The organism is Flavobacterium lotistagni (genome assembly GCF_011392125.1).
Lineage (GTDB): Bacteria > Bacteroidota > Bacteroidia > Flavobacteriales > Flavobacteriaceae > Flavobacterium > Flavobacterium lotistagni.
The window spans coordinates 50262-75127 of the sequence record NZ_JAAJBU010000003.1 but is presented as its reverse complement, the minus strand read 5'-3'; the positions used below and the strand labels follow the sequence as shown (position 1 = coordinate 75127).

Here is a 24866-nt window from a genome sequence, read left to right as displayed (position 1 = left end):
CGTTACAAAAATTTTTAAAGGAGTTTTTGCAAGGCGTTCAACAACGCACTGATTTGCTCGATAGTATTGTAACTATGGAGGCAAATGCGGAGTCTTTCTTGGCCTTCGGGCACTGTGGGCGAAAGAATCGGTTTGATTTCGGAACCTTGTTCTTGGAGTGAATTGGCGATAGATTTTACTTTCTCATTTCCGGGAATAATCGCACACTGAATGGCCGATTTACTGCGAACAAATAAAGGCTTCAAACCCAACAACTGCTTTTGCTGATTAAAAAAATTAATGTGCTCGCGCAGCCTTTCTCGTGCCGTTGCGTTGGCTTGCAATTCTTGATAACCGATATGAATTGTAGCGATGGCGTGCGGCGAAAGACCGGTAGTATAAATCAGGCTTCGGGCGAAATTCACCAGATAATTTTTGAGTTCCTCACTTCCGAGAATGGTAGCACCGTGAGAGCCCAAACCTTTTCCGAATGTCATGATTCGGGCGAAAACTTTGTCTTGAATACCTAGACTTTGCACCAATCCTTCGCCGTTATCGCCGAAAACACCAAGCGCGTGGGCTTCGTCTATGACTAAGTAAGCTCCGTGTTTTTCAGCTAGGTCAACGAGTGCTTCTAGATTCGGAGAATCGCCGTCCATGGAGAAGACAGATTCGGTGGCGACGTATATGGTTGTTGGTCGATTTTGGGCAAGAAGCCGTTCTAAATCTTCAAGGTCGTTGTGGGCGAATTTGTATGATTTAGCGTGTGATAAACGAATGCCGTCGCGGATAGAAGCATGGCAAAGTTCGTCATAAAGAATAATGTCGCCTTTTTGTGGCACGCTGCTGAAAAACCCAACGTTGGCATCATAGCCCGAATTAAAGATCAGCGCGCTTTCGGTTTGGTGGAATTGCGCAATTTGGTTCTCGGTGAGTTCGTATAACGGATGGTTTCCGGAAATTAAACGCGAACCCGTAGCGCCGTTTTGAGTAAAATTGTGGTCGATTAAGAATTGATGGGTTTGCTCAAAAATGGCTTTGGACTGAGAAAAACCCAAATAATCGTTCGAGGCAAAATCGATTCTAAAACCTGGCCGAGGCAACTCGCGCAGGGCATTGCTATGTTTGCGGTGGGCTAATTTGTCTGCGAGATTTTTGGGAAAATTCTTCATTCGCTTTTCTGTTCAATCCACTTGGAGTTTCCTTTTTCGGTAGCGTCGAGCATATCGAGTTTCAATCGCTCGGAAACCTGCGCCGCAAAATCCATAGCTGGTTTTTTTTCGTCGAAAGCGTACATTCTGTAATGCTTGTTTCCTTTGTACCATAGGTTGGTCTGGTAATAACCTTTGCCGTCGAGGAACACTAACACATAATCGAGTTCGGGTACTTGGGATAAAACGTCGCGCGAAAACGGACCGATGCAGAATCTTGAGATGAGTTTGTCTTTATCGGTGTCGATCAAGATGGTTTTGGTCATTGAAAACCCGATACCGGTTACTAGAAAGTAGGCGATCAATTCAAAAGAGGCGCCCGCTGCCTTAGGGGCAAGCGAAAAGCCATACCGATAAAACAACAATACGATATTGAACAGCAGATAAAGTACACCCGTGAAACAAATGGCTGCCATCAAACGTTGCCAAAATGGCCTTTTGCCTTGCGAAACGATGAGTTCAAATTCGTTTTCCATGGCTCAAAAATAAACAAATCATTCTGAAATCAGCGGGGAAAGTTCGAAGTTGCATCACGAGCCGCGTTAGGGATTGCAGCGGCAGCCCGCAGCGCAGCGAGGACTATAGCGGAAAGCCCGGGCCGAAGGTAACGCCCAAACCTTTTAGCTAAAAAAGAAAAAGCCCGACAATCGTCAGGCTTCTTGCATATATAGGCTGGTCTTAATCGACCAGGACAATGACTTTATTGTCTTTCATCTCGATGGTTCCGGACTCGATGGCCAAAGTGTAAGTCTGGTCATTGATTTTGTGGAACTTCTCGGCCACTTCTTTCTCGGGCTTGAAACTCGGCGCAGCGATTTTGACTTCGCCTTTTTTGAGTGTCGCTACAATCGGCGCGTGGTGGTTCAGGATTTGAAAACTACCGTCAACGCCTGGAAGCGATACCGAAGTAACTTCGCCTTGGAAGAGTTTGGATTCTGGTGATACTATTTCTAATGTCATATTTTTTTTGTTTACAGCTGTTAGCCGTCAGCCGTTAGCCGATAGCTGATAGCTGTTGGCCATTTTAAGCTTCAGCTAACATTTTCTGTCCGGCTTCGATCACGTCTTCGATGGTTCCTTTGAGGTTGAACGCCGCTTCTGGCAAGTGGTCTAGCTCTCCGTCGATAATCATGTTGAAACCTTTGATCGTGTCTTTGATGTCTACCAAAACTCCTGGAATACCCGTAAACTGCTCTGCTACGTGGAACGGTTGTGACAAGAAACGTTGTACACGACGCGCTCTGGATACGGCTAGTTTATCGTCTTCTGACAATTCTTCCATACCCAAGATCGCGATGATGTCTTGCAATTGCTTGTATTTCTGAAGGATTTCTTTCACTCTTTGTGCACAGTTGTAGTGGTCGTCGCCCAAGATTTGCGGTGTCAAGATTCTGGATGTAGAATCCAGTGGGTCTACCGCTGGGTAAATACCGAGCTCGGCAATCTTACGAGACAATACTGTCGTTGCATCTAAGTGCGCGAAAGTCGTCGCCGGCGCTGGGTCGGTCAAGTCATCCGCAGGTACGTAAACCGCTTGTACAGATGTGATCGATCCTTTATTGGTAGAGGTGATACGCTCTTGCATCGCACCCATTTCTGTTGCTAATGTTGGTTGGTAACCTACCGCAGATGGCATACGACCTAAAAGTGCCGATACCTCAGAACCTGCTTGCGTAAAACGGAAGATGTTGTCTACGAAGAAAAGTACGTCTTTTCCTTGGTCTGAACCTGCTCCGTCACGGAAATATTCTGCAATCGTCAATCCTGAAAGGGCCACACGAGCACGGGCTCCTGGTGGTTCGTTCATCTGTCCGAAAACGAAAGTCGCTTTTGATTCGCGCATTCCAGATTTGTCAACTTTTGACAAATCCCAGCCGCCTTCTTCCATCGAGTGCATGAAAGCGTCTCCGTATTTAATAATTCCTGATTCGAGCATCTCGCGAAGCAAATCGTTTCCTTCACGGGTTCTTTCACCTACTCCTGCGAATACTGAAAGTCCTCCGTGTCCTTTTGCAATGTTGTTGATGAGTTCTTGGATCAATACCGTTTTACCTACTCCTGCACCACCGAACAAACCGATTTTTCCTCCTTTTGCGTAAGGCTCAATAAGGTCGATTACTTTAATACCGGTAAATAAAACTTCTGAAGAAGTGGAAAGGTCTTCGAACTTAGGAGCAGCTCTGTGAATAGACAACCCATTGTCTCCTGTTTTTGGCAAATCACCCAAACCGTCGATGGCATCTCCGATTACGTTGAACAAACGTCCGTAAACATCTGGGCCAATAGGCATTTTAATTGGGTTTCCTGTACCTGTTACTTCATAACCTCTGCTCAAACCGTCAGTAGAATCCATAGAGATAGTACGAACTGTGTTCTCACCGATGTGCGACTGCACTTCAAGCACCAAGATAGTTCCATCTTTTTTAGTGATTTCTAACGAATCATAGATTTTTGGAAGTTCAACATCCTTCCCGTTGAATACTACGTCCACTACCGGACCGATGATTTGTGCAACTTTTCCTATTACTTTTGACATTGCTTATGTATTTATTAAATAGCTATTTAGGTTTGTGAAGCCACAGATGAAAGGCATCCGTTTTTTCGAGTGCAAAGATAATTTTTAAAAATAAAAAATCAATTTTATTTCGATAAAAATATAGCCTTTTTTTGAAGGATTCTCAGTTCTGGGATTTGATGCTCGCAAAAGCCACTTGATACAAAGCAAAAACCACCAACCGGAGCTGGTGGTTTTGAGCTATGATTTATCTCTTTTCTTAGTTAGGCAAGAATGAAGGATAACTGATTGGGAAATCCTGCACTTTATATTTCTTGAACGAGGCACCGTAAGTTTTTTCAATCGCCTCCAAGAACTTGTTGGCCACATAGGCGTTGGCTCTTGGAGTAAGGTGTACACCGTCTAGACCAAACGCACCGCCTTGAATAAACTGGTTGGTGAAATGGTAATTGCCGACCAAAATCCCACCATTAGCTACTTGATTCATAATGGCTGCCGCGTCTACGAAGGCCAACCCTTTGGCTTCAGCTTGCGCTTTAATGATTTCATTGTAGGCTGCCGTGGCGGTTCTTATTTCTTGGACTTCGTTCTTAGATAACACCCAGCCGTCTTGCAACGGAAATTGCGTGCCGTTTCCTGCCGCTAAATGAGTCTGAGGATTGCCTCCTTGATAACTCAGAATCACATAATCTTCAGGAGTAGAAAGCCTCATTTTAATCAGAGCTGGATTGACTGCTGTGATATCAGTCAGATATTCATCCAACATTACTACCGGTCTTTTCTTTCCGGCAGTAAAAACAATTGTTCTCTGAAGCCTTTCTTCTTCTGAAATTAAACCTAGGTTTTTTGCAGCAACCAAACCTCCGTTATAGGCTGCATAGCCAGCGTTAAGCTGATCAACCTGAGCTTGGGTCAGTTCTGGAATGGGATTGTATCCTACATAGGTAACAAACGGGATTGTGGTCACATCCGGAATATTGGCCACTACACCCTTGGCGCCGGCAGAAGTTAAAGTGCTAATCAGCGCAGCGTAAGTACCGTCGAAACCTGCCCCTGGAGCACCGCTTACTGGCGTAATAGGATCGGAACCGTCACCACCTGAAGTCGCATAACCTAAGACATCGTTATTTCCGATCCACAATGAGAAAAAGGTAGGAGATTGTGCCATGGCATCTGCTAGAACTGAGGTTGTCCCATTGGATGCAAACCTAACAAAATAAGGGTTTGCAGTAGCTGGAGAAGTTAACAACCCCGCAGGATTACCGTAACCTGGCGCCAATAAATGATAACTTTTTGCTCCGGGAACACCCATGTTGTTGAATCCTCCGGTTAAAAAGTTAGTGATTTCAGTGGTAGGTGCTGCACCAGGCAAAGAAACCGGTGCCGTACCATTAAAAACCAAACGCACGCCTTGAACAGGTAAGCCTGCTAAGAGAAGTCCGCCATAGTTGTCATTCATGAACGGTGTTTTAAACTCGCCGCCGCCAACGGTTGCAAATTGGTCTGCCATAAGTTTTGGATAAGCGAAGGCTTGACCGGCTTTAAACAAAGCTTTATCAGTATAACCAGCGGTAATGGAATTTCCCAGCGCCACATATCGAGAGAAATCTACGCTTCCGGCAGAAACTGCTACTTCGGGCTCAATGCCTGAAGTGTCTTCTTGGTCTTGTGAACAAGATACTATGGCTAATGAAGCAAAAAGTATCCATTTAATATTTTTTATCATGATGCTTGAATTTTAAAATTAAGGATTGATCGTCCATGAAATGAGATACAATTGACCGATGCGTCCGGCACCGATAACCTGAAGATAATCATCTGCTCCGATGTTGGATCCGCTGAGTTTGATGACCGACTTGATGGCCGGAATCGAGTAATTGATTTGCGCATCAAAAACGGTCACTTCCGGAATCGTACCGTCAGCAAAAGACGATTGCCACAAATACTCACTGCTCCATCTTGCATTGATATTGAAGCCAAAATTCTTGAACAACTTCTCGTTGCCTAAAGAAGCTTTCACCCGATGTTTAGGCGTGTTGAACCCGGCGATAAAAGAAGGATCTCTTTCTTGGTCGAATTCAAATTGAGCATGGTTGTAATTGATTCCCAGTTCGAAATCTTTATACACTTTTTTCGACACTCCGGCACCAAAACCTAAGGATTTGATTTCTGTGCTGGAATTCGAGTATACTTGGAAAGTTCTAACGTCGCGGTTGCGGATGGCTTGAACGGCCAAATCTGAAAGCGGAAGATTTTCTTGAGCCACACCATAATAAGGAATGACCAATCTGCTGGTGCTTAAGAAGTCATTGTAAATGTTGTAATATCCGTTGATGTCAAACGAAAGACCGTTCTCTAGTACTGTTTTGTATCCCAATTCGAAGGCTTTCACCTGCTCTGGTTTCACGTAACTTGGTTTGTCAGCCAATTTCAAATCTGCAGTGTTTTGTGTGACTGCGAAAAGTTTGATTGACGGATCGGTAAAAGCTGGTCTGGTGTAGGCATCAAGTCCTGAAAAAGTGACTTCCGCGGGCTGCCCTAAAGCAATACCTGCGGCACTGGTCGGGAGCGTTTCTGAATATCTTGAAGGATTGTCTTCTTGAGAACCAATCAGTGCAAATGGCCCTAAATCTAGACCGATAAATAAATCTTGGGTGGTCGGATTTCTAAAACCGGTCTGGAAAGAAGTTCTGAACACATGATTCTTGTTGGCTCCGGCAGCATAAACCAAAGAAACTCTCGGAGAAACAAAACCATTAAAGAACTCTGACTTGTCATAACGAACAGAACCGGTAAGCTTCAAGCGGTCGTTCAAGACTTTTTTCTGCATCTGAACGTAAGCTCCGATTTCAGTGTAGTTGATTGCTCCATCGTAATCGGTAAAGATTGAGCCTTCAGAGTCGAGCGAATATTGTCTGTAAGAACCTCCGAGTTGGAATTCAGCAAACTTAATTTGGTCTTTGAAATTATAATTCAAATCAGAATGATAAATTCTAGACTGATCAATAAACTTGGCTCCTTTGGTAAAGTCCGGATCTTGAACAATTCTAGCTAAAGCATTGTTGTATTCTGGCGTTCCGACTTGAAAACGAGGCAATCCGCTTGGCGCTAAATTTAGAGGATTATCGCCAAGGTTAGGCACTGCTGTCACGTTGTTGTCGGCAAAATTCCTAGCGTATTGGGCCGCTTGAGTCCCAGTAAATCCTAACCCGATTTGAGATTGTAAATAAGCCGTTACATAATCTCTGTACCAACCAGCGTCAGATTTCGCTGCACGGTTCACGTTCCAAGCGGCAAATCGCATATCGTAGGAATCTCCGGCATCTTCTGTGGTCATATAACCTCTGAGGAAGAAGTTCTTGTTTTTGAATTCAATTTTGCTTTGTTGCATGATGAAATTCTCCAAACGGTATCTGTTTGCTCCTTGATAAGTTGTATTTCCGATACCGACTTTGTGTTGCAAGATGACTTCAAAATCATTTTTCCAAGGCTTCACGTGCAGCGAGAAATCAGCTTTCACGTTTTCTACTTTGTTGTCGTTTAAGTCTTGTTCTCTGTAGCCTGTTCTACTTACTGGTCCAACATTAGGAATAAAGTTAGTCACCTCATCACCGTAAGTGTTCAAACCATCGTAATTCGGATTGTTTTCGTGGCCAATAGTACCGCCAGACATGCTTCGGGTATCGGCGGCAATCCATTCGGTAGCCTTCATGAAAGTAAAGTTGGCTTTACCGGCTACATAATCATTGAATTTATGTGCGGCACGAACTCCAAAATCGTAGTAATCATTAGTTCCAGCTACTTCTTGTGAGGTTTGTCCGTATTTGCCGTAAAAGCTAATGCCTTGGTAAACAAAAGGGCTTTTGCTGTTCATAAACAAAATTCCATTAAAAGCACCTGCTCCATAGAGTGCCGAAGAAGCTCCGGGTAGTAATTCTACGCTAGCCACATCCAAATCTGATAGCCCAACTAAATTACCTAAAACGAAATTCAGTGCCGGCGAGGAATTGTCCATACCGTCAACCAATTGCATAAATCGGTTGTTGGCTATGGTAGCAAAACCGCGGGTGTTAATGGATTTAAAGTTCAAACTTCCGGTATTGAAATGCACTTCTTTCATGTTTTCCAAGCCTTCATAAAAAGTGGCCGAACTAGTGGCTTTGATGTCTTTCAAGCCCATTCTTTCGATAGTCACAGGCGATTCAAGTATGCGTTCTGGCGTTCTGGAGGCCGAAACCACTATCTCATTGAGCTTGGTTTCTTCAGATTCCAGTGACACGGAAACTTTCTGCGCATTGGAACTAATAGATAAGCTTTGCTTTTGATAGCCCACCATGGTAACCTCAAGGGTAAAAGGCAACTTGGCCGCGGTATCTAATTTGAAATTTCCGTCGGCGTCTGATGTAGTGCCTGCCGAATCACCGGCTACTCTGACATTGGCTCCAGGAATAGGTTGCATGTTACTATCAGTAACCTTACCTGAGACTGAGTGCTGCGCTTGAATAAAGCTACAGCAAAACAGCGAGATGATCAATAAATACAATTTCATTGGGTTTAGATTTTGTTGGTTTATGTAGCCAAAATACAAATATTTTTATCATTTGCTAAAATTCATTGGTTAAATTTCATAATTCTCAAAACCTGCTTTTTATATTATTAAATCACTATTGAAACCGCTTTTTTAGGGTTTTATTAACGCATTGACAATCCGCTTAAAAAAAATACTATGCGCGCCTACAAATCGCTCAGGATATTGCATTAATCACAATAAAACTTTTTGTTGTGCCGCATAAAAAAAGCGGGCAAAAACCCGCTTGATGAATAGATATTTTGAATCTTTTTATTCTACTGTAACAGATTTGGCTAAGTTTCTAGGTTGGTCTACATTACAACCGCGCATTACTGCAATGTGGTATGAAAGCAATTGCAAAGGAATCGTAGTAAGCAACGGCGACAAAGCATCGGATGTTTCAGGAATTTCAATTACATAATCCGCTAAATCACGAACTTGCACATCACCTTTGGTAACTACAGCGATGATTTTTCCACTTCTGGATTTGATTTCTTGAATGTTACTCACCACTTTATCATAATGGCCTTGCTTAGGCGCAATCACAATTACTGGCATTTGCTCATCAATCAATGCGATTGGGCCATGCTTCATTTCTGCTGCCGGATAACCTTCCGCATGAATGTATGAAATCTCTTTTAACTTCAACGCGCCTTCTAATGCTACCGGGAAATTATATCCTCTACCCAAATACAAGCAGTTCGCTGCATCTTTAAACTTGGCTGCTATTTCTTTGGCTTTGTCGTTGGTTTGCAAAGTTTCAACCACTTTCTCAGGAATGATTTCGAGCTCTTGCAAATAGCGGTGGAAATCTGAATTCGACAAAGTTCCTTTTGCTTTGGCCAAACGCAAGGCAATCATTGTTAAAACGGTAATTTGTGTGGTAAAAGCTTTGGTAGAAGCCACTCCGATTTCTGGACCGGCGTGCGTATAAGCGCCAGCATGCGTTTCTCTGGAAATCGACGAACCTACTACATTACAAACTCCGAATACAAAAGCACCTCTTTCTTTAGCAAGCTTAATGGCGGCCAAACTGTCTGCCGTTTCTCCAGATTGTGAAATGGCAATCACAACATCGCCTTTGTTGATAATTGGATTTCTGTATCTGAATTCCGAAGCATACTCAACTTCAACAGGAATTCTCGCGAACTCTTCGATAATGTATTCGGCCACTAGACCAGCATGCCATGAAGTTCCACAAGCTACGATGAGTATTCTCTCAGCATTGAGGAATTTCTCTAAATTATCTTCTACGCCGGCCATCTGAATAATGCCTTGATTGGCAAGCAAACGACCTCTGTAAGTATCTTTGATAACGCTCGGTTGTTCGTATATTTCCTTGAGCATGAAGTGGTCGTAACCACCTTTTTCAATTTGCTCCAAGTTCATTTTGAGTTCCTGAACATAAGGATCTACTAATGTATCGTCTTTTATTTTTCTGATTTTGAGCGGCTTGTGCAAACGAACAATCGCCATTTCTTCGTCTTCGAGATAAATCGCATTAGAAGTATATTCGATAAAAGGTGACGCATCTGATGCGATGAAAAACTCGTCATTACCCACACCGATTGCTAAAGGGCTTCCCAATCTTGCTACGATAATCTCGTCGGGGTTGGTTTTGTCGAAAACGCAAATCGCATAAGCGCCCACTACTTGATTGAGCGCTACTTGCACGGCTTTACCCAATTTCAAATTGTCTTTCTTTTGTACTTCCTCGATAAGATTCACTAAAACTTCAGTGTCGGTGTCAGAATGGAAAGTATAACCTCTTTTAATTAGCTCCTTTTTAAGCGGCTCATAATTTTCGATGATTCCGTTATGGATAATGGACAAATTTCCAGAATTGGACAAATGCGGGTGCGAATTCACATCGTTCGGAACACCATGCGTAGCCCAACGTGTGTGGCCCATCCCGATATTTCCTTTTGAAGTATTTTCCTTAACACATTTCTCTTCTAGGTCTGACACTTTGCCTTTGGTTTTAGACACTTTCAAATCGCTGCCGTCAAAAAGCATGATTCCGGCGCTGTCATAACCCCTGTATTCTAATCTTTTTAATCCTTTGATGATAATAGGATACGCTTCTCTAAATCCGATGTAACCGACAATTCCACACATAAATCTTAGTTTTGTTTAGGTTTAGTAAAATATATTTTTAGTTGCATTCTTTTTTCCAAAGGTACATTTTGTCCGCTTCCGTGCAAGATGGTTCCCAGCGGGTTGATAATAGAGGCCAATGGTAACTCTTTGATGTTGTCTGCTATTGGCGTCAGTAATTTTCTATTGGTGACCTCACCAATATTCTCGGTGACTACCAATCCTAACCTTACATTGGTAGAGTCATTTTTAATCAAATTTCGGACGTGATTGGTCAATCTGATTTTGTAGTAGCTTCCTCTTGTGCCCGACTTTTTTATGATGCCACCAAATACCGATTTAGCATATTTCGGCTTTGACGAAGGTGTACTTTGATCTGAATAATAATCAACCAACGGCCTTTTATTGTTGAGATCATAGAGATAAATCCTGTTGGGTTCAAATGCAGCAGAACCCATTGCGCTGTTGTCGATATAAAAAGTAAGGCTGGCATCGTTAACCAACCAATTATTGTTGCGAAGCGTTTCAAGTTGATCAGCTACTCCGTTGCTATCAGTGTCTGGGCCGAAAAGATCAATCACCGCCATAGAACCTTCCCCTCCTTTTAGATAAATATTATCTGGGTTCGTAACTGCAGGTGTTGGCGCATTGAAAAGCCCAACTGACTTCCCTTTAAGATTTAGAACAAATGTTTTGGTCTCTCTATCTGCTGTTGGATCTCCATTCTCGTCGACCTCAAATTGATTGTACTTAATGGTGATCGTTCCGTTGCCGAAATTCATCATTGCCATATTAGCTTCAGTATCTGCTTGCTCTACTTGAAAATACAATCCTCTAAAATACTCTATAAAAGCATTGTTGCTGAATAATTTATCAGCAGGCGCATTGATGATTTTAGCTGTAAAAAAATCGGGATTCAATGTTAGCTTCATTGCTGGAGCAGAACGTATCGGATCTGGATCCGGATCTTCGTCAGTTACAACTCCTGGCTCTACAATCTCGGCTGAGTCGAAAAAGAATTGATTGTTTTCGTACAATAAATCTCCTTTTACGGCATCAAACAGTGGTTCTTGATTATTATAGTATTTCTGTGCCGTTTGTGTGGCTGGGTCAATATCCCGGATGTAATATTTTGATTCATAAACCCTAAGCTTAAATCTTGCATTAGAAGGTCCATAAATGGAATCTAAAGTATAGGCTGTATTGCCATCATCATCTGTATCTCCTTTAGTACTGAAGTATGGTATTTTCAAAGTGACACTTTCAATAATTGGATTGAGTGCCTGATTAAAAGTTGAATTCAAATTATTGTTGGCAATCAGTGCCTGAACTGCTACGCTTGCCTTAAGGCTTCCAAAAACTGGATTATTGTATATGCCCAAAGCATTAATTGGAAGATCAAGCGACTCCACAGCTCCGGTATTTTTATTCTCGGCATTGATAGCGTATAGTTCTGGTGTTCCTGTTTCGAAATTGTCTTCTCCGATAATGTCAGCACCTAATTCGTTGGAATCATTGTCGCAGGAAAAAATACCGACAATCAAAAAAACAAGTAATACTGATTTGAAAATGAAATTTTTACGCATTGGAATTTATTGGAGTTTAGGCTAAAGCACTGTGTTCTTGTAGAACTGGGTATAGGCTTCAGCAAATTGGTCTTTCGGGCAGAAAGGTAAAAAAGGTTTGCCCGAAGATTCAATAAACTTTGTTAAACTTGAAGATAGACTTTCCGAGGCGATAATTACCGCGTCAGAATGTAATACCGCGGTGCGCATCAGGTTTTCGTAATCTGGTTTTTCAAGGTCTTGGATAGCCTCTTGTGGTACGCCGTCGAACTTGACTTTGTTAATCATCTCTAAATCAAGACTTCCTTCGAAAGATTGACTATAAACCGAAGTAACTATTTTGGTGTCGGCAAACAATGCTTCGTCTTTGTAATAATGCTTCATGTAAATCGGCAGCATCGAAGCGAGCCAACCGTGAACGTGTATAATATCGGGCACCCAATTGAGCTTTTTCACGGTTTCCACAACACCTTTAGCAAAGAAAATGGCACGCTCGTCATTGTCTGGATACAACGCGCCTTCTTCGTCTGTAAAAGTGGCTTTGCGTTTGAAATATTCGTCATTATCGATAAAATACACTTGAATTCTTTCCTTTGGTATCGAAGCCACTTTGATAATCAGCGGCATGTCGAGGTCATTGATTACCAAATTCATTCCTGACAAGCGAATTACTTCATGCAATTGGTGTCTTCTCTCGTTTATATTCCCGTATCGCGGCATGAAAATCCTGATTTGCCCGCCTTGATCGTTAATCATTTTCGGCACATCATACGACATCAGAGACACTTCATTTTCCGCCAGATAAGGCACCACTTCAGATGATACATACAATATCCTCTTATCCTCCATACTGTAATTTACTTTTTACTATTCTCGATAAAAAACAGGCAAAACTACAAAAATTTACGCAGGTATTAACTAAAATCTTAAGTTTGCAAACTTATTGATGCGTACTCTGATGAAAATTTTCGAGAAACAGGCTGATTTGAACGCTTACTTACAATCGGTTCCTGCTGCCCATGCTTCACTCGGTTTTGTTCCCACTATGGGTGCGCTTCACCAAGGCCACTTGTCTTTGCTGGCTGAATCTATTAAAAAAAACAAGCACACGGTCATTAGTATTTTTGTGAATCCGACGCAATTCAACAATCCGGAAGATCTCGAAAAATACCCGAGAACACTTGAAGCGGATATTGCAAAAATCAAAACCGTTTCAAATGAAATTATTCTATATGCTCCCTCGGTTCAAGACATTTATCAAGGGCAAACCATCGCACAACATTTTGACTTCGACGGGCTCGAAAACCAGATGGAAGGTGCTTTTCGCCCGGGTCATTATGACGGAGTGGGCACGGTTGTAAAACGGCTTTTTGAGATTGTTAAACCTACGCGGGCTTATTTCGGAGAGAAGGATTTCCAGCAGTTGCAAATCGTAAAAAAACTAGTGCAAAAACTCAAACTACCGATTCAAATTATTGGCTGTCCGATTTTTCGCGAACCCAATGGCCTAGCGATGAGTTCCAGAAACGAACGTTTGACCGATACTGAAAAAGAGCGTGCGAGTCTCATTTTTAAAACCCTGAAAACCGCTAAAAGCAAATTCAAAACCCAAAGTGCCGCCAAAGTTAACGCTTGGGTGACTGAAGTATTCCAAAAATCGCCTGAAATCAGTTTGGAATATTTTCAAATTGCAGACGAAGCCAATTTGCAGCCTTGTCATAGAAAAAACAACCAAAAGAAATATCGCGCGTTTATTGCCGTTTTCATCAACAACGTTAGGCTTATTGACACCGTAAGTCTGAATTAATCCCCAGTCATGCAAATAGAAGTTGTAAAATCCAAGATCCATCGCGTCACGGTTACCGGCGCAGATTTAAATTATATAGGTAGTATTACCATCGACGAGATTTTAATGGATGCTGCCAACCTCATCGAAGGCGAAAAAGTATCGATTGTGAACATCAACAACGGCGAGCGTTTCGATACCTATGCCATCAAAGGCAACCGCAACAGTGGCGATATTATCCTTAATGGCCCAGCCGCTCGAAAAGTGCACAAAGGCGATATTATTATCATCATGTCCTATGCACTCATGGAGTTCGAAGCGGCCAAAGCATTCAAGCCTTGGTTGGTTTTTCCGAACGAAAAAGATAATTCGCTAACTTAAATTTTCTCCATGAGAGAGCCCGAGTTGTTTTCCACTACAGAGCCAACTGCCGAGGCAGCAACCGGGTTTTTGCACCATTTCAAAAAGTGGTTTTCCATATTATTGCCTGTTTTCGTTGGGCTTTTTCTGACGTTGTACACCTACAATAGTTTTACCGAGGCGCAAATTGAAGAAATTTACAGTTACTTCAAAAACGCCAATTACTATTACATCTACCTCGCGGCTTTTGTTGCGATTTTGGGTAATATCTCTCGTGCTTATCGCTGGAAATTCCCCTTGGAACAAATGGGCTACACCTGCTCTTTTGCAAACAATTTTATGGCCGTCAGCATTGGTTATCTCTGGAATTTGACCGTGCCAAAATCAGGAGAAATTTCTCGGGCGCTTATCCTCAAGAAATACAACGGCGTTCCTTTCGACAAGGGCTTTGGAAGCATCGTTGCTGAAAGAATTGTCGATGTTTTGATTTTGCTTTTTTTCATGATCTTAGCCGTTTTGTTGCAGTTCGACTTGGTGCAATCCTTCATTTTACAAAAAATTCCGTTAGCCAAACTATTGGCTTTGGGCGCTTTAACTATACTCCTTTTAGTAATTGCTGTCTTAATGTACCGTTATTCTAAAAACCGGTGGATCTTGTTAATCAAAGAAAAAATCGCCGGGCTACAAGAAGGTATGATGAGCATACTCTACATGAAAAAGAAAGGGGCTTATTTCTTTCATACGCTTTTCATTTGGTGCTCCTATATTCTTACTTTTTACCTGGCCATTTTCGTTTTTCCTGAAACCAGTTCGCTCGATGCTGATGCCGTTGTGACTGCGTTTGTGGTGGGCAGCATTGCCATTGCTTTTACCAACAGCGGCTTTGGCTCGTATCCGTTTTTGATTGCTAAAATTTTGGTTTTTTATTCGATTTCAGAAACCACAGGCAGTGCTTTTGGCTGGATTGTCTGGACCTCACAAATGTTGTTGGTGCTGCTTTTAGGCTTAGGTTCATTTATCTTATTGCCGCTACTGAACAGAAAAAAATAAATCCTTATCTTGGGCGCTGATTTACAAATTAACCCTCCCAAACCAAAAAAAGACATGAAAAAAATTGTGCTGCTTGTATGTATACTGTGCACTTTCAACGCGTTTTCGCAAAAGGTAATTGAAGAAATTTTCTCGCCCAAACTCAACGAAAAAAGAGAAATCACCATTGGTTTACCACAATCTTATCTTAGTAATCCGAATAAAAAATATCCCTTACTAGTGGTACTCGACGGTGACTACTTGTTCGATCCTTTTCAAGGCGCTTTGAACTACGGCGGTTACTGGGACGATTTGCCCGAAGTAATCATTGTAGGCATCAACCAGAACAAAAACAACGAGCGAGAAACCGATTGCACTGTTGATCCAAACACCGGCCTTCCGGATGAAAAAGGCAATCAATTTTTTGAATTCATCGGGATGGAACTCGTGGCATATATGGAAAAGAAATACCGCCTTGCTCCATTTAAAATCATAGCCGGACACGACATTACCGCCGGTTTTTTAAATTTTTACCTCTACAAAGAAAAGCCGCTTTTCGATGCTTATATCTCGATGAGCCCTGAATTACCGGCCGCCATGGAGAAAAACATTCCTGACCGTTTTAATGTTCTGGAACAACCCATTTACTACTATCAATCTACAGCAGATGGCGATGTAAAAAAAATGCAGGCGCGCATTAAAGAGCTCGATGCAGAACTAACCAAAATTAAAAAGCCCACAATCAACTACAGGTTTGATGAGTTCAAAGGTGCGTCTCATTATTCTTTGGTGTTGCATTCGATTCCCAACGCTTTATACCAGTTCTTTTCGGTTTACCAGCCAATATCGACATCTGAATTTCTTGAAAAAATTGTGGTTTTGCCTTCGGGATATGTCGATTATTTAGTGAACAAATACACTACTTTAGAGAAATCCCTGAACCTAAAAATGCCTATCCGCATCAACGATTTCAAAGCTATTGAAGCTGCTATTCTGAAAAACAAAGCCTACCCTGAATTTGAGAAACTGGCTGATTTGGCCAAGAAAAACTACCCAAAATCAATGCTTTACGATTACCAAATGGCGATGATGTACGAGAAAACCGGAGACTTTAAAAAAGCAATCAGATCCTATCAAAGCGCTTTTCAAAAAGAAGAAATTGGCGACCTCACCAAAGATATGATGCTCGACAAAGCAGACGAATTAAAGAACCAGTAAAAATGTCTAAAGTAAAAACGGCATTTTTCTGTCAGAGCTGCGGCACCCAATACGCCAAATGGCAAGGGCAATGCAACGCCTGCAAATCTTGGAATACTATTGTGGAAGAAATCATCCAAAAGGAAGAAAAAACCAGTTGGAAAGCCACTGCTTCAGCAACCAAAAAAGCAGCCAAACCCCTTAAAATAAAAGAAATCGACACTGCTCAAGAAGTGCGCATGAACACGCTTGACGGCGAACTTAACCGCGTGCTGGGCGGAGGCATTGTTCCGGGTTCATTGATTCTATTGGGCGGCGAACCCGGCATCGGCAAAAGTACTTTGTTGTTGCAGATTTCACTAAAATTACCCTACAAAACCTTATATGTTTCAGGTGAAGAAAGCCAAAAGCAAATCAAAATGCGGGCGGAACGAATCAATCCTAACAGCGACAATTGCTATATTCTGACCGAAACCAAAACCCAAAATATCTTCCGAGAGATTTCTGAAATCGAGCCTGAAATCCTAATTATCGATTCGATTCAAACCTTGCATACCGAATACATCGAAGCTTCGCCCGGCAGTATTTCGCAAATTCGGGAAACCACCGCAGAGCTTATCAAATTTGCCAAAGAAACCAATATTCCGGTGATTCTCATCGGGCACATCACCAAAGACGGAACGATTGCCGGGCCTAAAATCCTTGAACACATGGTTGATACTGTATTGCAATTCGAAGGCGACCGCAACCATGTTTACCGCATTTTACGTTCGCATAAAAACCGTTTCGGATCTACGGCAGAACTCGGTATTTATGAAATGCTCGGTAGTGGTTTGCGCGAAGTTTCCAATCCGTCGGAAATCTTGATTTCACATAAAGACATTGCGCTTTCCGGAACTGCTATCGCCTCAACTTTAGAAGGTATGCGTCCGCTGATGATTGAAATTCAAGCCTTGGTTTCCACTGCAGTTTATGGCACACCGCAACGCAGCACCACTGGTTATAATGCCAAGCGGCTCAACATGATTTTGGCTGTTTTAGAGAAACGTGCAGGCTTTAGGTTGGGCACCAAAGATGTGTTTTTGAACATTACCGGCGGGATTTCCATAGACGACCCGGCAATTGATTTGGCGGTAGTTGCAGCGATATTGTCCTCGAACGAAGATATTCCCATTGGCGATGGTTATTGTTTTGCAGGCGAAGTCGGGCTTTCAGGGGAAATTCGTCCGGTGAACCGCGTAGACCAACGCATACAGGAAGCAGAGAAATTGGGTTTCACCACTATTTTTGTTTCGAAGTACAATAAGATTTCGTTAAAAAATACGTTTATCAAAATCTGCTTGGTATCAAAAATTGAAGACGTGGCGGCGGAACTATTCGGATAAATCTAAAGGCAACCTAATGGCAAAAACTACGCGGCAAAAACTTTTCCTTACAGCTAAAATTCTGGGCGTTGTTCTGGTGTTGGCGATTGCTGCCATTTTTGTATTTCGCGACGCTTTGTTGCAAAAAGCCATCGGTCACATCGCTCACAAAATGGACCGCGATTACGACAGTCATTTCTCGGTTGGCAAAGCAGCTTTTGAAGGATTCAATTCTGTTGACATGAAAGACTTATTGCTGGTGCCCAAAGGCAAAGACACTTTATTGCAAATCAGCAATTTGAAAACCCAAGTAAGTTTCTGGCATTTGTTTACCGGCGAACTGCAGTTGGTAGACATGCAAGCTAATGACGGATTTGTGCAACTCGTTCGCAACCAAAACGGACGCAATTATGAGGCTTTCCTTCCGAAAAAAGACACGACCGACACCGGTGAAAAACCCAACTACGCCAAATTGGTTTACCGATTACTCAACCGCGGTTTGAACCTGATTCCAACCGACATGAACCTTCAAAACCTAACTTTACGCCTCAACGATATGGGCAAAAAAGCCACTTTGCGATTGAACACGTTGGTGCTTGAAGACCATCAAATGACCTCGGCCATTGAAGTGCACACGGGTTCGTTTTCGCAACGCTGGAGAATTGCGGGTTTTGCCGATCCGCGGCACAAGCAAACCGATTTGCGCTTTTTTAACCGCGATACCGGACAAATAAAAGTGCCTTATTTTGATGAGCGTTATGGTTTGCATTCGAGTTTCGATTCGATCCGGTGGAAAGTTTCTAACATCGATATGAGTGGTGGCGAACTGCATGTAGACGGCTTTGCCTCGGTTTCCAATTTGACCATCAACCATCCTAAGATTGCTAGTAAAGATGTTGTGATTAAAAAAGCTTTGTTTGATTACCATCTGCTATTTGGTGAAAATTTCGTAGCGGTAGACAGTTCTTCCACAGCGACTTTGAACCAACTTAAGTTCCATCCGTATTTGTCTTATGACAACGAAACCGACAAAATTTATACGCTCAAAGTTCAGATTCCGAAGATGAAAGCCCAAAACTTTATTTCTTCTTTGCCTGAAGGTTTGTTCACCCATTTTGAAGGTATGGAAGCCACCGGTGATTTTGATTTCCATTTGAATTTCGTTTACAATAAAAACAAGCCCAATGCGATCGTGCTCGAAAGCCAGCTCAACAAGCAAAACCTGGCCATTACCAAATACGGCGAGGCCAACTTAGCCAAACTCAATGGTCCGTTTATGTACCACGCGATTATCAATAATGTGCCACAGCGAGGCGTTTTTGTTGGAACTTCGAACCCAAATTATACACCAATTAGTGACATTTCTCCGTTCTTGCGCAAGTGTGTGCTGACCACCGAAGACCCGTCGTTCTTTTCGCACAAAGGTTTTATCAAAGAAGCCTTCAAACAATCGATAATCAAGAATATCAAGACCAAGAAATTCACTCGTGGCGGCAGCACCATTAGTATGCAGCTCATCAAGAATGTTTTTCTAACCAGAGAAAAAACTTTGTCTAGAAAATTAGAAGAAATTCTGTTGGTGTACATTTTAGAAAACAACCGCATCGTAAGCAAAGAGCGCATGTTGGAAGTGTATTTCAACATCATCGAATGGGGGCCGAATGTCTACGGAATTGGCGAAGCGGCGCAATTCTATTTTCAGAAATATCCGTCGGAACTGACCTTGAACGAATGTTTGTTTCTGGCGAACATCATCCCGAGCCCGCGCAATTTTATGTACCAATTCAACACTTATGGCAACTTAAAACCTTATGCTGTTTCGCGTGAGAAAATGCTCAAAAACCTGATGCTGCGCCGTGGAATAATTACCCAAACCGACACCATTAACCAACTTCCGATTATGGTCACCGGAGCGGCACGTTCGTACATCAGTATAAAAGAAGAAGAGCCGGTACTTGAAGGTGAAGAAGGCAACAACTCGATGGAAGAATTTGATTTTTAGGCTGAAATTTTCGTTTAATGAATCTATAATGACTTTATGAAAAATCTGATGGCTTTATTGCTTTTACTGACTTGCGGCCTAGTTCAAGCTCAGAAACCTATTTTTACTTCAGCCCGCGTTACAGCTGCAACCGTCTACTATAGTGCGGCCGAAATCACACAGACTGCCACAGTGACTTTACCCAAAGGCAGCAGTGAAATTGTGGTGAAGAACGTAGCGGATTACCTCAATGAAAGTACGGTACAGATTGGTGCGCCATCCAATGTTACGGTGCTTTCGGTGCAATTTACCAACAACTATATTTCTGAATACGAAATCGATGAAAAATCGCCCGCCATCAAACAGGTGCGCGACAGTATTAAACTCGTAGAACGTGAGCTCCAAAAAGTGAACAACGCCAAGGAAACCGAAAACAAAACCATCGAACTGCTCGACAAAAACCAGCAAGTTTCAGGTCAGAATTCTGGGCTCAATGTGGCCGAACTGATGAAAATGCTCGCTTACTACAAAGCCAAACGTTCTGAAAGCCGCAACACCATCGACCTACTGGAAGAGCGAAAAATCAAACTCAACCAACAACTGGCTGATTTAAAAAACAAGCTCGAGGTCAACACCCAAAAAGAAGAAAAAACCTCCAAAGGCAAACTCGTGCTTCAGGTGATGAACGAAGTCGCGGGCGTTGTAGATTTCAACATCAATTACATCAGCAATCAAGCTTCGTGGTCGCCGTTTTATGACTTGCGCGCCGAGAGCATTTCCGCGCCGATCAATATGATGTACAAAGCACAAGTAGTTCAGAATACTGGTATCGATTGGAAAAAAGTCAAACTCACTCTCTCTAGCGGCAACCCGAACCAAAACAACCAAGCTCCGGTATTGAACCCCTGGTGGCTGCGTTATAACGAACCATACTCGGCAGCTTACGAAAGTGACAAACTCGAAGAAGTAGTTGTAACGGCCTCAGCTGTTCGCAAAGATAAAAGAGTCCTTGGCTACGCAGCGGCACCTATCAACGCGAACGTCGTGGAAAACCAGCTCAACATTTCTTTTGATATTGATATCCCATATGATATCTTATCCAACGGAAAAGCGCATAGTGTTGCCTTGAAAGATTTGAAACTGCCTGCTCATTATAAATATTATGCCGCACCAAGAGTAGAAAAAGAAGCCTTTTTGTTAGCAGAAATCGGCGATTATTCACAATACAATCTCTTGCCCGGTGAGGCCAATATTATTTTTGAAGGATTGTATGTTGGTAAAACTTATATCAATGCAAACCAAACTTCTGACACCCTGAATTTGAGTATGGGCCGCGATAAGAAAATTTCGATTACCCGTGAGAAAGTGGCCGAGAAGTCTGGAACGAAATTCCTCTCAAGCAAAAAGGAACAAACATTCACTTACGATATCACGCTGCGCAATAACAAAAAAGAAGCAGTCGAACTTTTGCTCAAAGACCAATATCCACTAAGTGCCGACAAAGAAATCGAAATTTTGCTAACCGAAAGCTCTGGTGCAAAAACCAACTCAGAAACCGGAATCCTGACTTGGGAATTGAATCTGAAACCCAACGAAACCAAGAAAATCCGCATCGCTTACAAAGTGAAATATCCGAAAGATAAAGTAATTGACAATCTGTAAATCAACCCTTTATAGCATTTCAAGTTTTTTATATAGAATTGAAATTTAGTATTATAAGATTCGAAAAGGTTGGCTATATTTACGCCTGAATCCTTATCCTAATTTGTTATGAAAAACATTTTTACTTTTCTGTTTGGTTTACTCCTTACTCCGTTATTGTTGGCTCAGAGTATCGGTATAGCTTCTTTTGCTACAGGTTTCTCAGCTCCTGTAGAGATTACTCATCCACAAGGTGATGAGCGTTTATTTGTGGTTCAACAAGGCGGTGCTATCCGCATCTTGAATCCTAATGGAACCATTAACCCCACCAACTTTCTTACGTTGACCACTGCTACGATTTCAACTGGTGGTGAGCGTGGTTTGTTGGGACTAGCTTTTCACCCGAACTATGCGGTCAATGGCTATTTTTATGTGAATTATACCAACACAGCCGGAAATACAGTCATTGCAAGATATACTGTTTCTACCAATCCGAACGTGGCTGATGCTACCAGTGCTGTACAGATTTTGACTGTTAACCAACCTTTTTCGAATCACAATGGTGGTACTTTAAAGTTTGGCCCTGATGGTTATTTGTATATCGGAATGGGCGATGGCGGAAGTGCTGGCGATCCTGGAAACCGCGCGCAGAACATCAATGAAAATCTCGGTAAAATGTTGCGTATCGATGTAGATAGTGCTTCTCCTTATGGTATCCCGGCAGACAATCCTTTTGTTGGTGCGGTTCCTGGAAATGATGAGATTTGGGCCATCGGGATGCGCAACCCTTGGAAGTTTTCTTTTGACATGGCCAATGGCGATCTTTGGATTGGCGATGTAGGTCAAAACCAATACGAAGAAATCAATCACATTCCTAGCCCAGCAGCTACCGGTTTGAACTTTGGATGGAAATGTTACGAAGGCACGCACGTGTATTCCACTTGTACCGGAACCACCACTTTCACTTATCCTCTGGCAGAATATAGTCACGGCGCAAGCAATTGCTCGATTACAGGCGGTTATGTTTACCGCGGCTCGACCTATCCCAATTTAGTGGGTAAGTATGTATTTGCAGATCTTTGCAGCAATAAAATTGGTTATGTTCAACCTGGTTCAGGTACCATTACTTGGACAGCGACTTTGCCAGCTGGCTATTTAACAACCTTTGGACAGGACATCAACGGGGAAGTTTACGTAGGTTCAAGTAGCAACGGCACAATTTATAAATTGATTGACACTTCATTAGCTGCGAACAGTTTTGACCGCGAGACTTTTGATATTTACCCGAATCCGGCACAAAACGAATTGTTCTTAAAAACTTCCGGATTACAATTCCCGGCGGTGTTGACCGTAAGCGATACTTCCGGTAAAACCTTGCTTCAACAAAGTATCAATGCCGACACAAACAGCATTTCAATCGCATCTTTAGCTACCGGAATGTATATCGTTTCAGTGAATGACCAAGCCGGTTTGAACATTAGCTCGAAATTGTCTGTGAAGTAATAAATGACAATACCGCTAGGCTGCAAGAGTCAAGATTGCAGAGAGCCATAACAATAAAAAGCCGCAAGGAAATTTTCTTTGCGGCTTTTTTGCGAACTATAAATTGAGTCCAAACTTTCTTTTGTTGAGCATCTTGGCTCTTGTAGCACAGCGGTCTATTCTCTACTACAGCTGGTTGAGCATTTTTGAGATTTCGTCAAGCTTAGGCGTGAGGATGATTTCGATGCGGCGATTTTTGGCCTTACCCTCAGCAGTAGAATTAGTAGCTATTGGCGCATATTCGCTTCTTCCGGCTGCCGTGAGGTTTTGACGGTTAATGTCTCGGTTCTCACTCAAAATACCTACGATGGCAGTAGCTCTTTTTGTAGATAAATCCCAGTTGTCGGCAATCGGACCGGAACCTCCGTAGGCATCATCGTCGGTGTGGCCTTCAATGAGTACGGAAATGTCAGGATTTGCCGCGAGCACTTTGCCGACTTCTACAACCGCCTTTCGGCCTTCAGCGCCCACGGCCCAGCTTCCAGAACTGAAAAGCAATTTGTTTTCCATAGAAACATAGACTTTGCCGTTTTTTTGCTGAACAGTGAGCCCTTTGCCTTCGAAGCTGTTCAGCGCACTAGAAAGGGTTTCCTTGAGTTTGCGCATACTGGCATCTTTGGCGGCCATAAGATTTTCTAGTTCGGCCAGTCTTTGCGAAGACGCTTGCAAATCGGCTTTGGCTTTATCAAGCCTGCTTTGTTCTGCAGCCAAGGCTTTTTCTTTTTCGCCGAGTTGTTTGAGCAATTCACGGTTCTTGCCCATGTTGGTCTCCAGTGCATCGTTACTGTTTTTCTCGAGTGCGGCATAGGACGACTGCAAAGCCTTGAGATTGTTGCTGGCGGCCATATAGTCTGCGAGATTTTTGTCTGCTTCTTGATGGGTTTTAGCCAGTTCTTCTTTGATAGCATCGTAGGCCATTTGCAAATCTGCCTTAGATTTGATGCAATCGTCGGTTTCGTCTTGAATACGGCGGTTTTCTTTTTTCAAATCGGCGTATTTGTTCTCTAAATCCTGATATACTTTTTTGGTCACGCAGGAAGAGGTCAGCAGTAAGACAGCAATTAAAAGCGTTAAGGTGTATTTCATCATTTCGTTTGTTTTGTTTTTATTGGCACCGTCATGCCCTAGCCCTGATTGAAGCGGTTATCCTTTTGCGCCGTTATTCGGCGCGAAAGATAGTAGCGTAAAGCAGGTTCCCGGCTCCTAAATAATCTCAACCATTGTCGGGCAATGATCGGAATGCTTGGCTTCGGGCAAAATCACTGCACGTTTAATACGATCTTTCAGTGTTTCGCTGACCAAGCAATAATCGATACGCCAACCTTTGTTATTGCCGCGCGCACCGGCCCGGTAACTCCACCAAGTGTAATGGTGCGGTTCTTTATTGAGGTGACGGAAACTATCGATAAAACCGGTTTTCATAAATCCGTCGAGCCAAAGGCGTTCTTCGGGCAAAAAGCCAGAAACAGTTCTGTTGCGAATCGGATCGTGAATGTCTATGGCTTCGTGGCAAATATTGTAATCGCCGCAAATCACGAGATTGGGAATCGTTTGGCGCAGCGCGTTGATGTACTTTTGAAAATCGTCCATGTACATGAATTTGTGGTCGAGCCTTTCAATGTTGGTTCCTGAAGGCAAGTAGAGACTCATCACAGAAAAATCATCGAAATCCACCCGCAAGTTTCTGCCTTCAAAATCCATGTGGGCAATGCCGGTGCCGAACTCAACATGCTTGGGTTTGACCTTGCTCAAGATCGCTACGCCGCTGTATCCTTTTTTCTCGGCGGGAAACCAATAGTGATAAGGATAACCCGCGAGCTCAAAATCGAGCAGTGGAATTTGTTCGGGCGTGGCCTTAATCTCTTGAAGGCAAATCACATCGGGATTGGCAGCCTGTAACCACGAGATAAAACCTTTAGAAATTGCAGCGCGAATGCCGTTAACATTATAGGAAATAATATTCATGTGGGCGTTTGAAAGTGACGTTCAAAAGTAATAAAAAAGCCGAAAGTAAAATCAAGAAAAAACA

The 24866-nt window shown here is 42.7% G+C and carries 19 protein-coding genes; 8 read left to right on the top strand and 11 right to left on the bottom strand.

The window, feature by feature from the left end; all coding sequences use genetic code 11:
* Positions 1–14: 14 nt before the first annotated feature.
* The 9 genes from G4D82_RS05115 to G4D82_RS05075 all read right to left on the bottom strand — a co-directional run bounded on the left by G4D82_RS05115 (position 15) and on the right by G4D82_RS05075 (position 12786).
* Positions 15–1151, bottom strand: coding sequence for an aminotransferase class I/II-fold pyridoxal phosphate-dependent enzyme (locus tag G4D82_RS05115; RefSeq protein ID WP_166335219.1), 1137 nt, complete (start codon positions 1149–1151; stop codon positions 15–17).
* Positions 1148–1666: a hypothetical protein gene (locus G4D82_RS05110; RefSeq protein WP_166335217.1), complete on the bottom strand. Its 519-nt coding sequence runs from the start codon at positions 1664–1666 to the stop codon at positions 1148–1150. Before G4D82_RS05110 ends, G4D82_RS05115 begins: the two co-directional genes overlap by 4 nt.
* A 202-nt stretch (positions 1667–1868) precedes the next feature.
* On the bottom strand, positions 1869–2150 hold the full coding sequence (locus G4D82_RS05105; RefSeq protein ID WP_166335215.1) for a FoF1 ATP synthase subunit delta/epsilon: 282 nt from the start codon (positions 2148–2150) through the stop codon (positions 1869–1871).
* A 64-nt stretch (positions 2151–2214) separates the two neighbouring features.
* Complete coding sequence (atpD, locus tag G4D82_RS05100) at positions 2215–3726, bottom strand: F0F1 ATP synthase subunit beta (protein WP_166335213.1); 1512 nt, start codon at positions 3724–3726, stop codon at positions 2215–2217.
* 238 nt (positions 3727–3964) lie between these two features.
* Positions 3965–5431 carry an SGNH/GDSL hydrolase family protein gene (locus tag G4D82_RS05095; RefSeq protein ID WP_166335211.1) on the bottom strand — a complete coding sequence of 489 codons (1467 nt, stop codon included), beginning with the start codon at positions 5429–5431 and terminating at the stop codon, positions 3965–3967.
* An 18-nt stretch (positions 5432–5449) separates the two neighbouring features.
* Complete coding sequence (locus G4D82_RS05090) at positions 5450–8254, bottom strand: TonB-dependent receptor (RefSeq protein WP_166335209.1); 2805 nt, start codon at positions 8252–8254, stop codon at positions 5450–5452.
* A gap of 291 nt (positions 8255–8545) precedes the next feature.
* Positions 8546–10393, bottom strand: coding sequence for a glutamine--fructose-6-phosphate transaminase (isomerizing) (gene glmS, locus G4D82_RS05085; RefSeq protein WP_166335207.1), 1848 nt, complete (start codon positions 10391–10393; stop codon positions 8546–8548).
* A gap of 5 nt (positions 10394–10398) precedes the next feature.
* Positions 10399–11958 carry a DUF4270 domain-containing protein gene (locus G4D82_RS05080; RefSeq protein ID WP_166335205.1) on the bottom strand — a complete coding sequence of 520 codons (1560 nt, stop codon included), beginning with the start codon at positions 11956–11958 and terminating at the stop codon, positions 10399–10401.
* Between the two features lie 21 nt (positions 11959–11979).
* Positions 11980–12786, bottom strand: coding sequence for a glycogen/starch synthase (locus G4D82_RS05075; RefSeq protein WP_166335202.1), 807 nt, complete (start codon positions 12784–12786; stop codon positions 11980–11982).
* A 109-nt stretch (positions 12787–12895) separates the two neighbouring features.
* Here G4D82_RS05075 and panC point away from each other — a divergent pair, with 109 nt between their 5' ends.
* The 8 genes from panC (at position 12896) to G4D82_RS05035 (ending at position 22798) form a co-directional block, all read left to right on the top strand.
* Complete coding sequence (gene panC, locus G4D82_RS05070; protein WP_166335603.1) at positions 12896–13744, top strand: pantoate--beta-alanine ligase; 849 nt, start codon at positions 12896–12898, stop codon at positions 13742–13744.
* Positions 13745–13753: 9 nt separating this feature from the next.
* Entirely contained in the window at positions 13754–14104 is a 351-nt protein-coding gene (gene panD / locus G4D82_RS05065) for an aspartate 1-decarboxylase (protein WP_166335200.1), read from the top strand.
* Positions 14105–14113: 9 nt separating this feature from the next.
* Positions 14114–15133, top strand: a complete 1020-nt coding sequence (locus G4D82_RS05060) for a lysylphosphatidylglycerol synthase transmembrane domain-containing protein (RefSeq protein WP_166335198.1) — start codon at positions 14114–14116, stop codon at positions 15131–15133.
* A gap of 54 nt (positions 15134–15187) precedes the next feature.
* On the top strand, positions 15188–16330 hold the full coding sequence (locus G4D82_RS05055; RefSeq protein ID WP_166335196.1) for an alpha/beta hydrolase: 1143 nt from the start codon (positions 15188–15190) through the stop codon (positions 16328–16330).
* A gap of 2 nt (positions 16331–16332) precedes the next feature.
* Entirely contained in the window at positions 16333–17694 is a 1362-nt protein-coding gene (gene radA / locus G4D82_RS05050; RefSeq protein WP_166335194.1) for a DNA repair protein RadA, read from the top strand.
* Between the two features lie 16 nt (positions 17695–17710).
* Entirely contained in the window at positions 17711–19675 is a 1965-nt protein-coding gene (locus G4D82_RS05045) for a transglycosylase domain-containing protein (RefSeq protein WP_166335192.1), read from the top strand.
* A gap of 36 nt (positions 19676–19711) precedes the next feature.
* A complete protein-coding gene (locus tag G4D82_RS05040; protein WP_166335189.1) occupies positions 19712–21316 on the top strand; it encodes a DUF4139 domain-containing protein in 1605 nt (534 codons plus the stop codon).
* A 108-nt stretch (positions 21317–21424) separates the two neighbouring features.
* Positions 21425–22798 carry a PQQ-dependent sugar dehydrogenase gene (locus tag G4D82_RS05035; protein WP_166335187.1) on the top strand — a complete coding sequence of 458 codons (1374 nt, stop codon included), beginning with the start codon at positions 21425–21427 and terminating at the stop codon, positions 22796–22798.
* 165 nt (positions 22799–22963) lie between these two features.
* On the opposite strand, the gene G4D82_RS05030 is transcribed toward G4D82_RS05035, so the two are convergent.
* Complete coding sequence (locus G4D82_RS05030; protein ID WP_235924304.1) at positions 22964–23926, bottom strand: OmpA family protein; 963 nt, start codon at positions 23924–23926, stop codon at positions 22964–22966.
* 114 nt (positions 23927–24040) lie between these two features.
* The gene (locus G4D82_RS05025) at positions 24041–24802 is read right to left on the bottom strand and encodes an exodeoxyribonuclease III (protein WP_166335184.1); all 762 of its coding nucleotides are present in this window, start codon (positions 24800–24802) and stop codon (positions 24041–24043) included.
* Positions 24803–24866 lie beyond the last annotated feature (64 nt).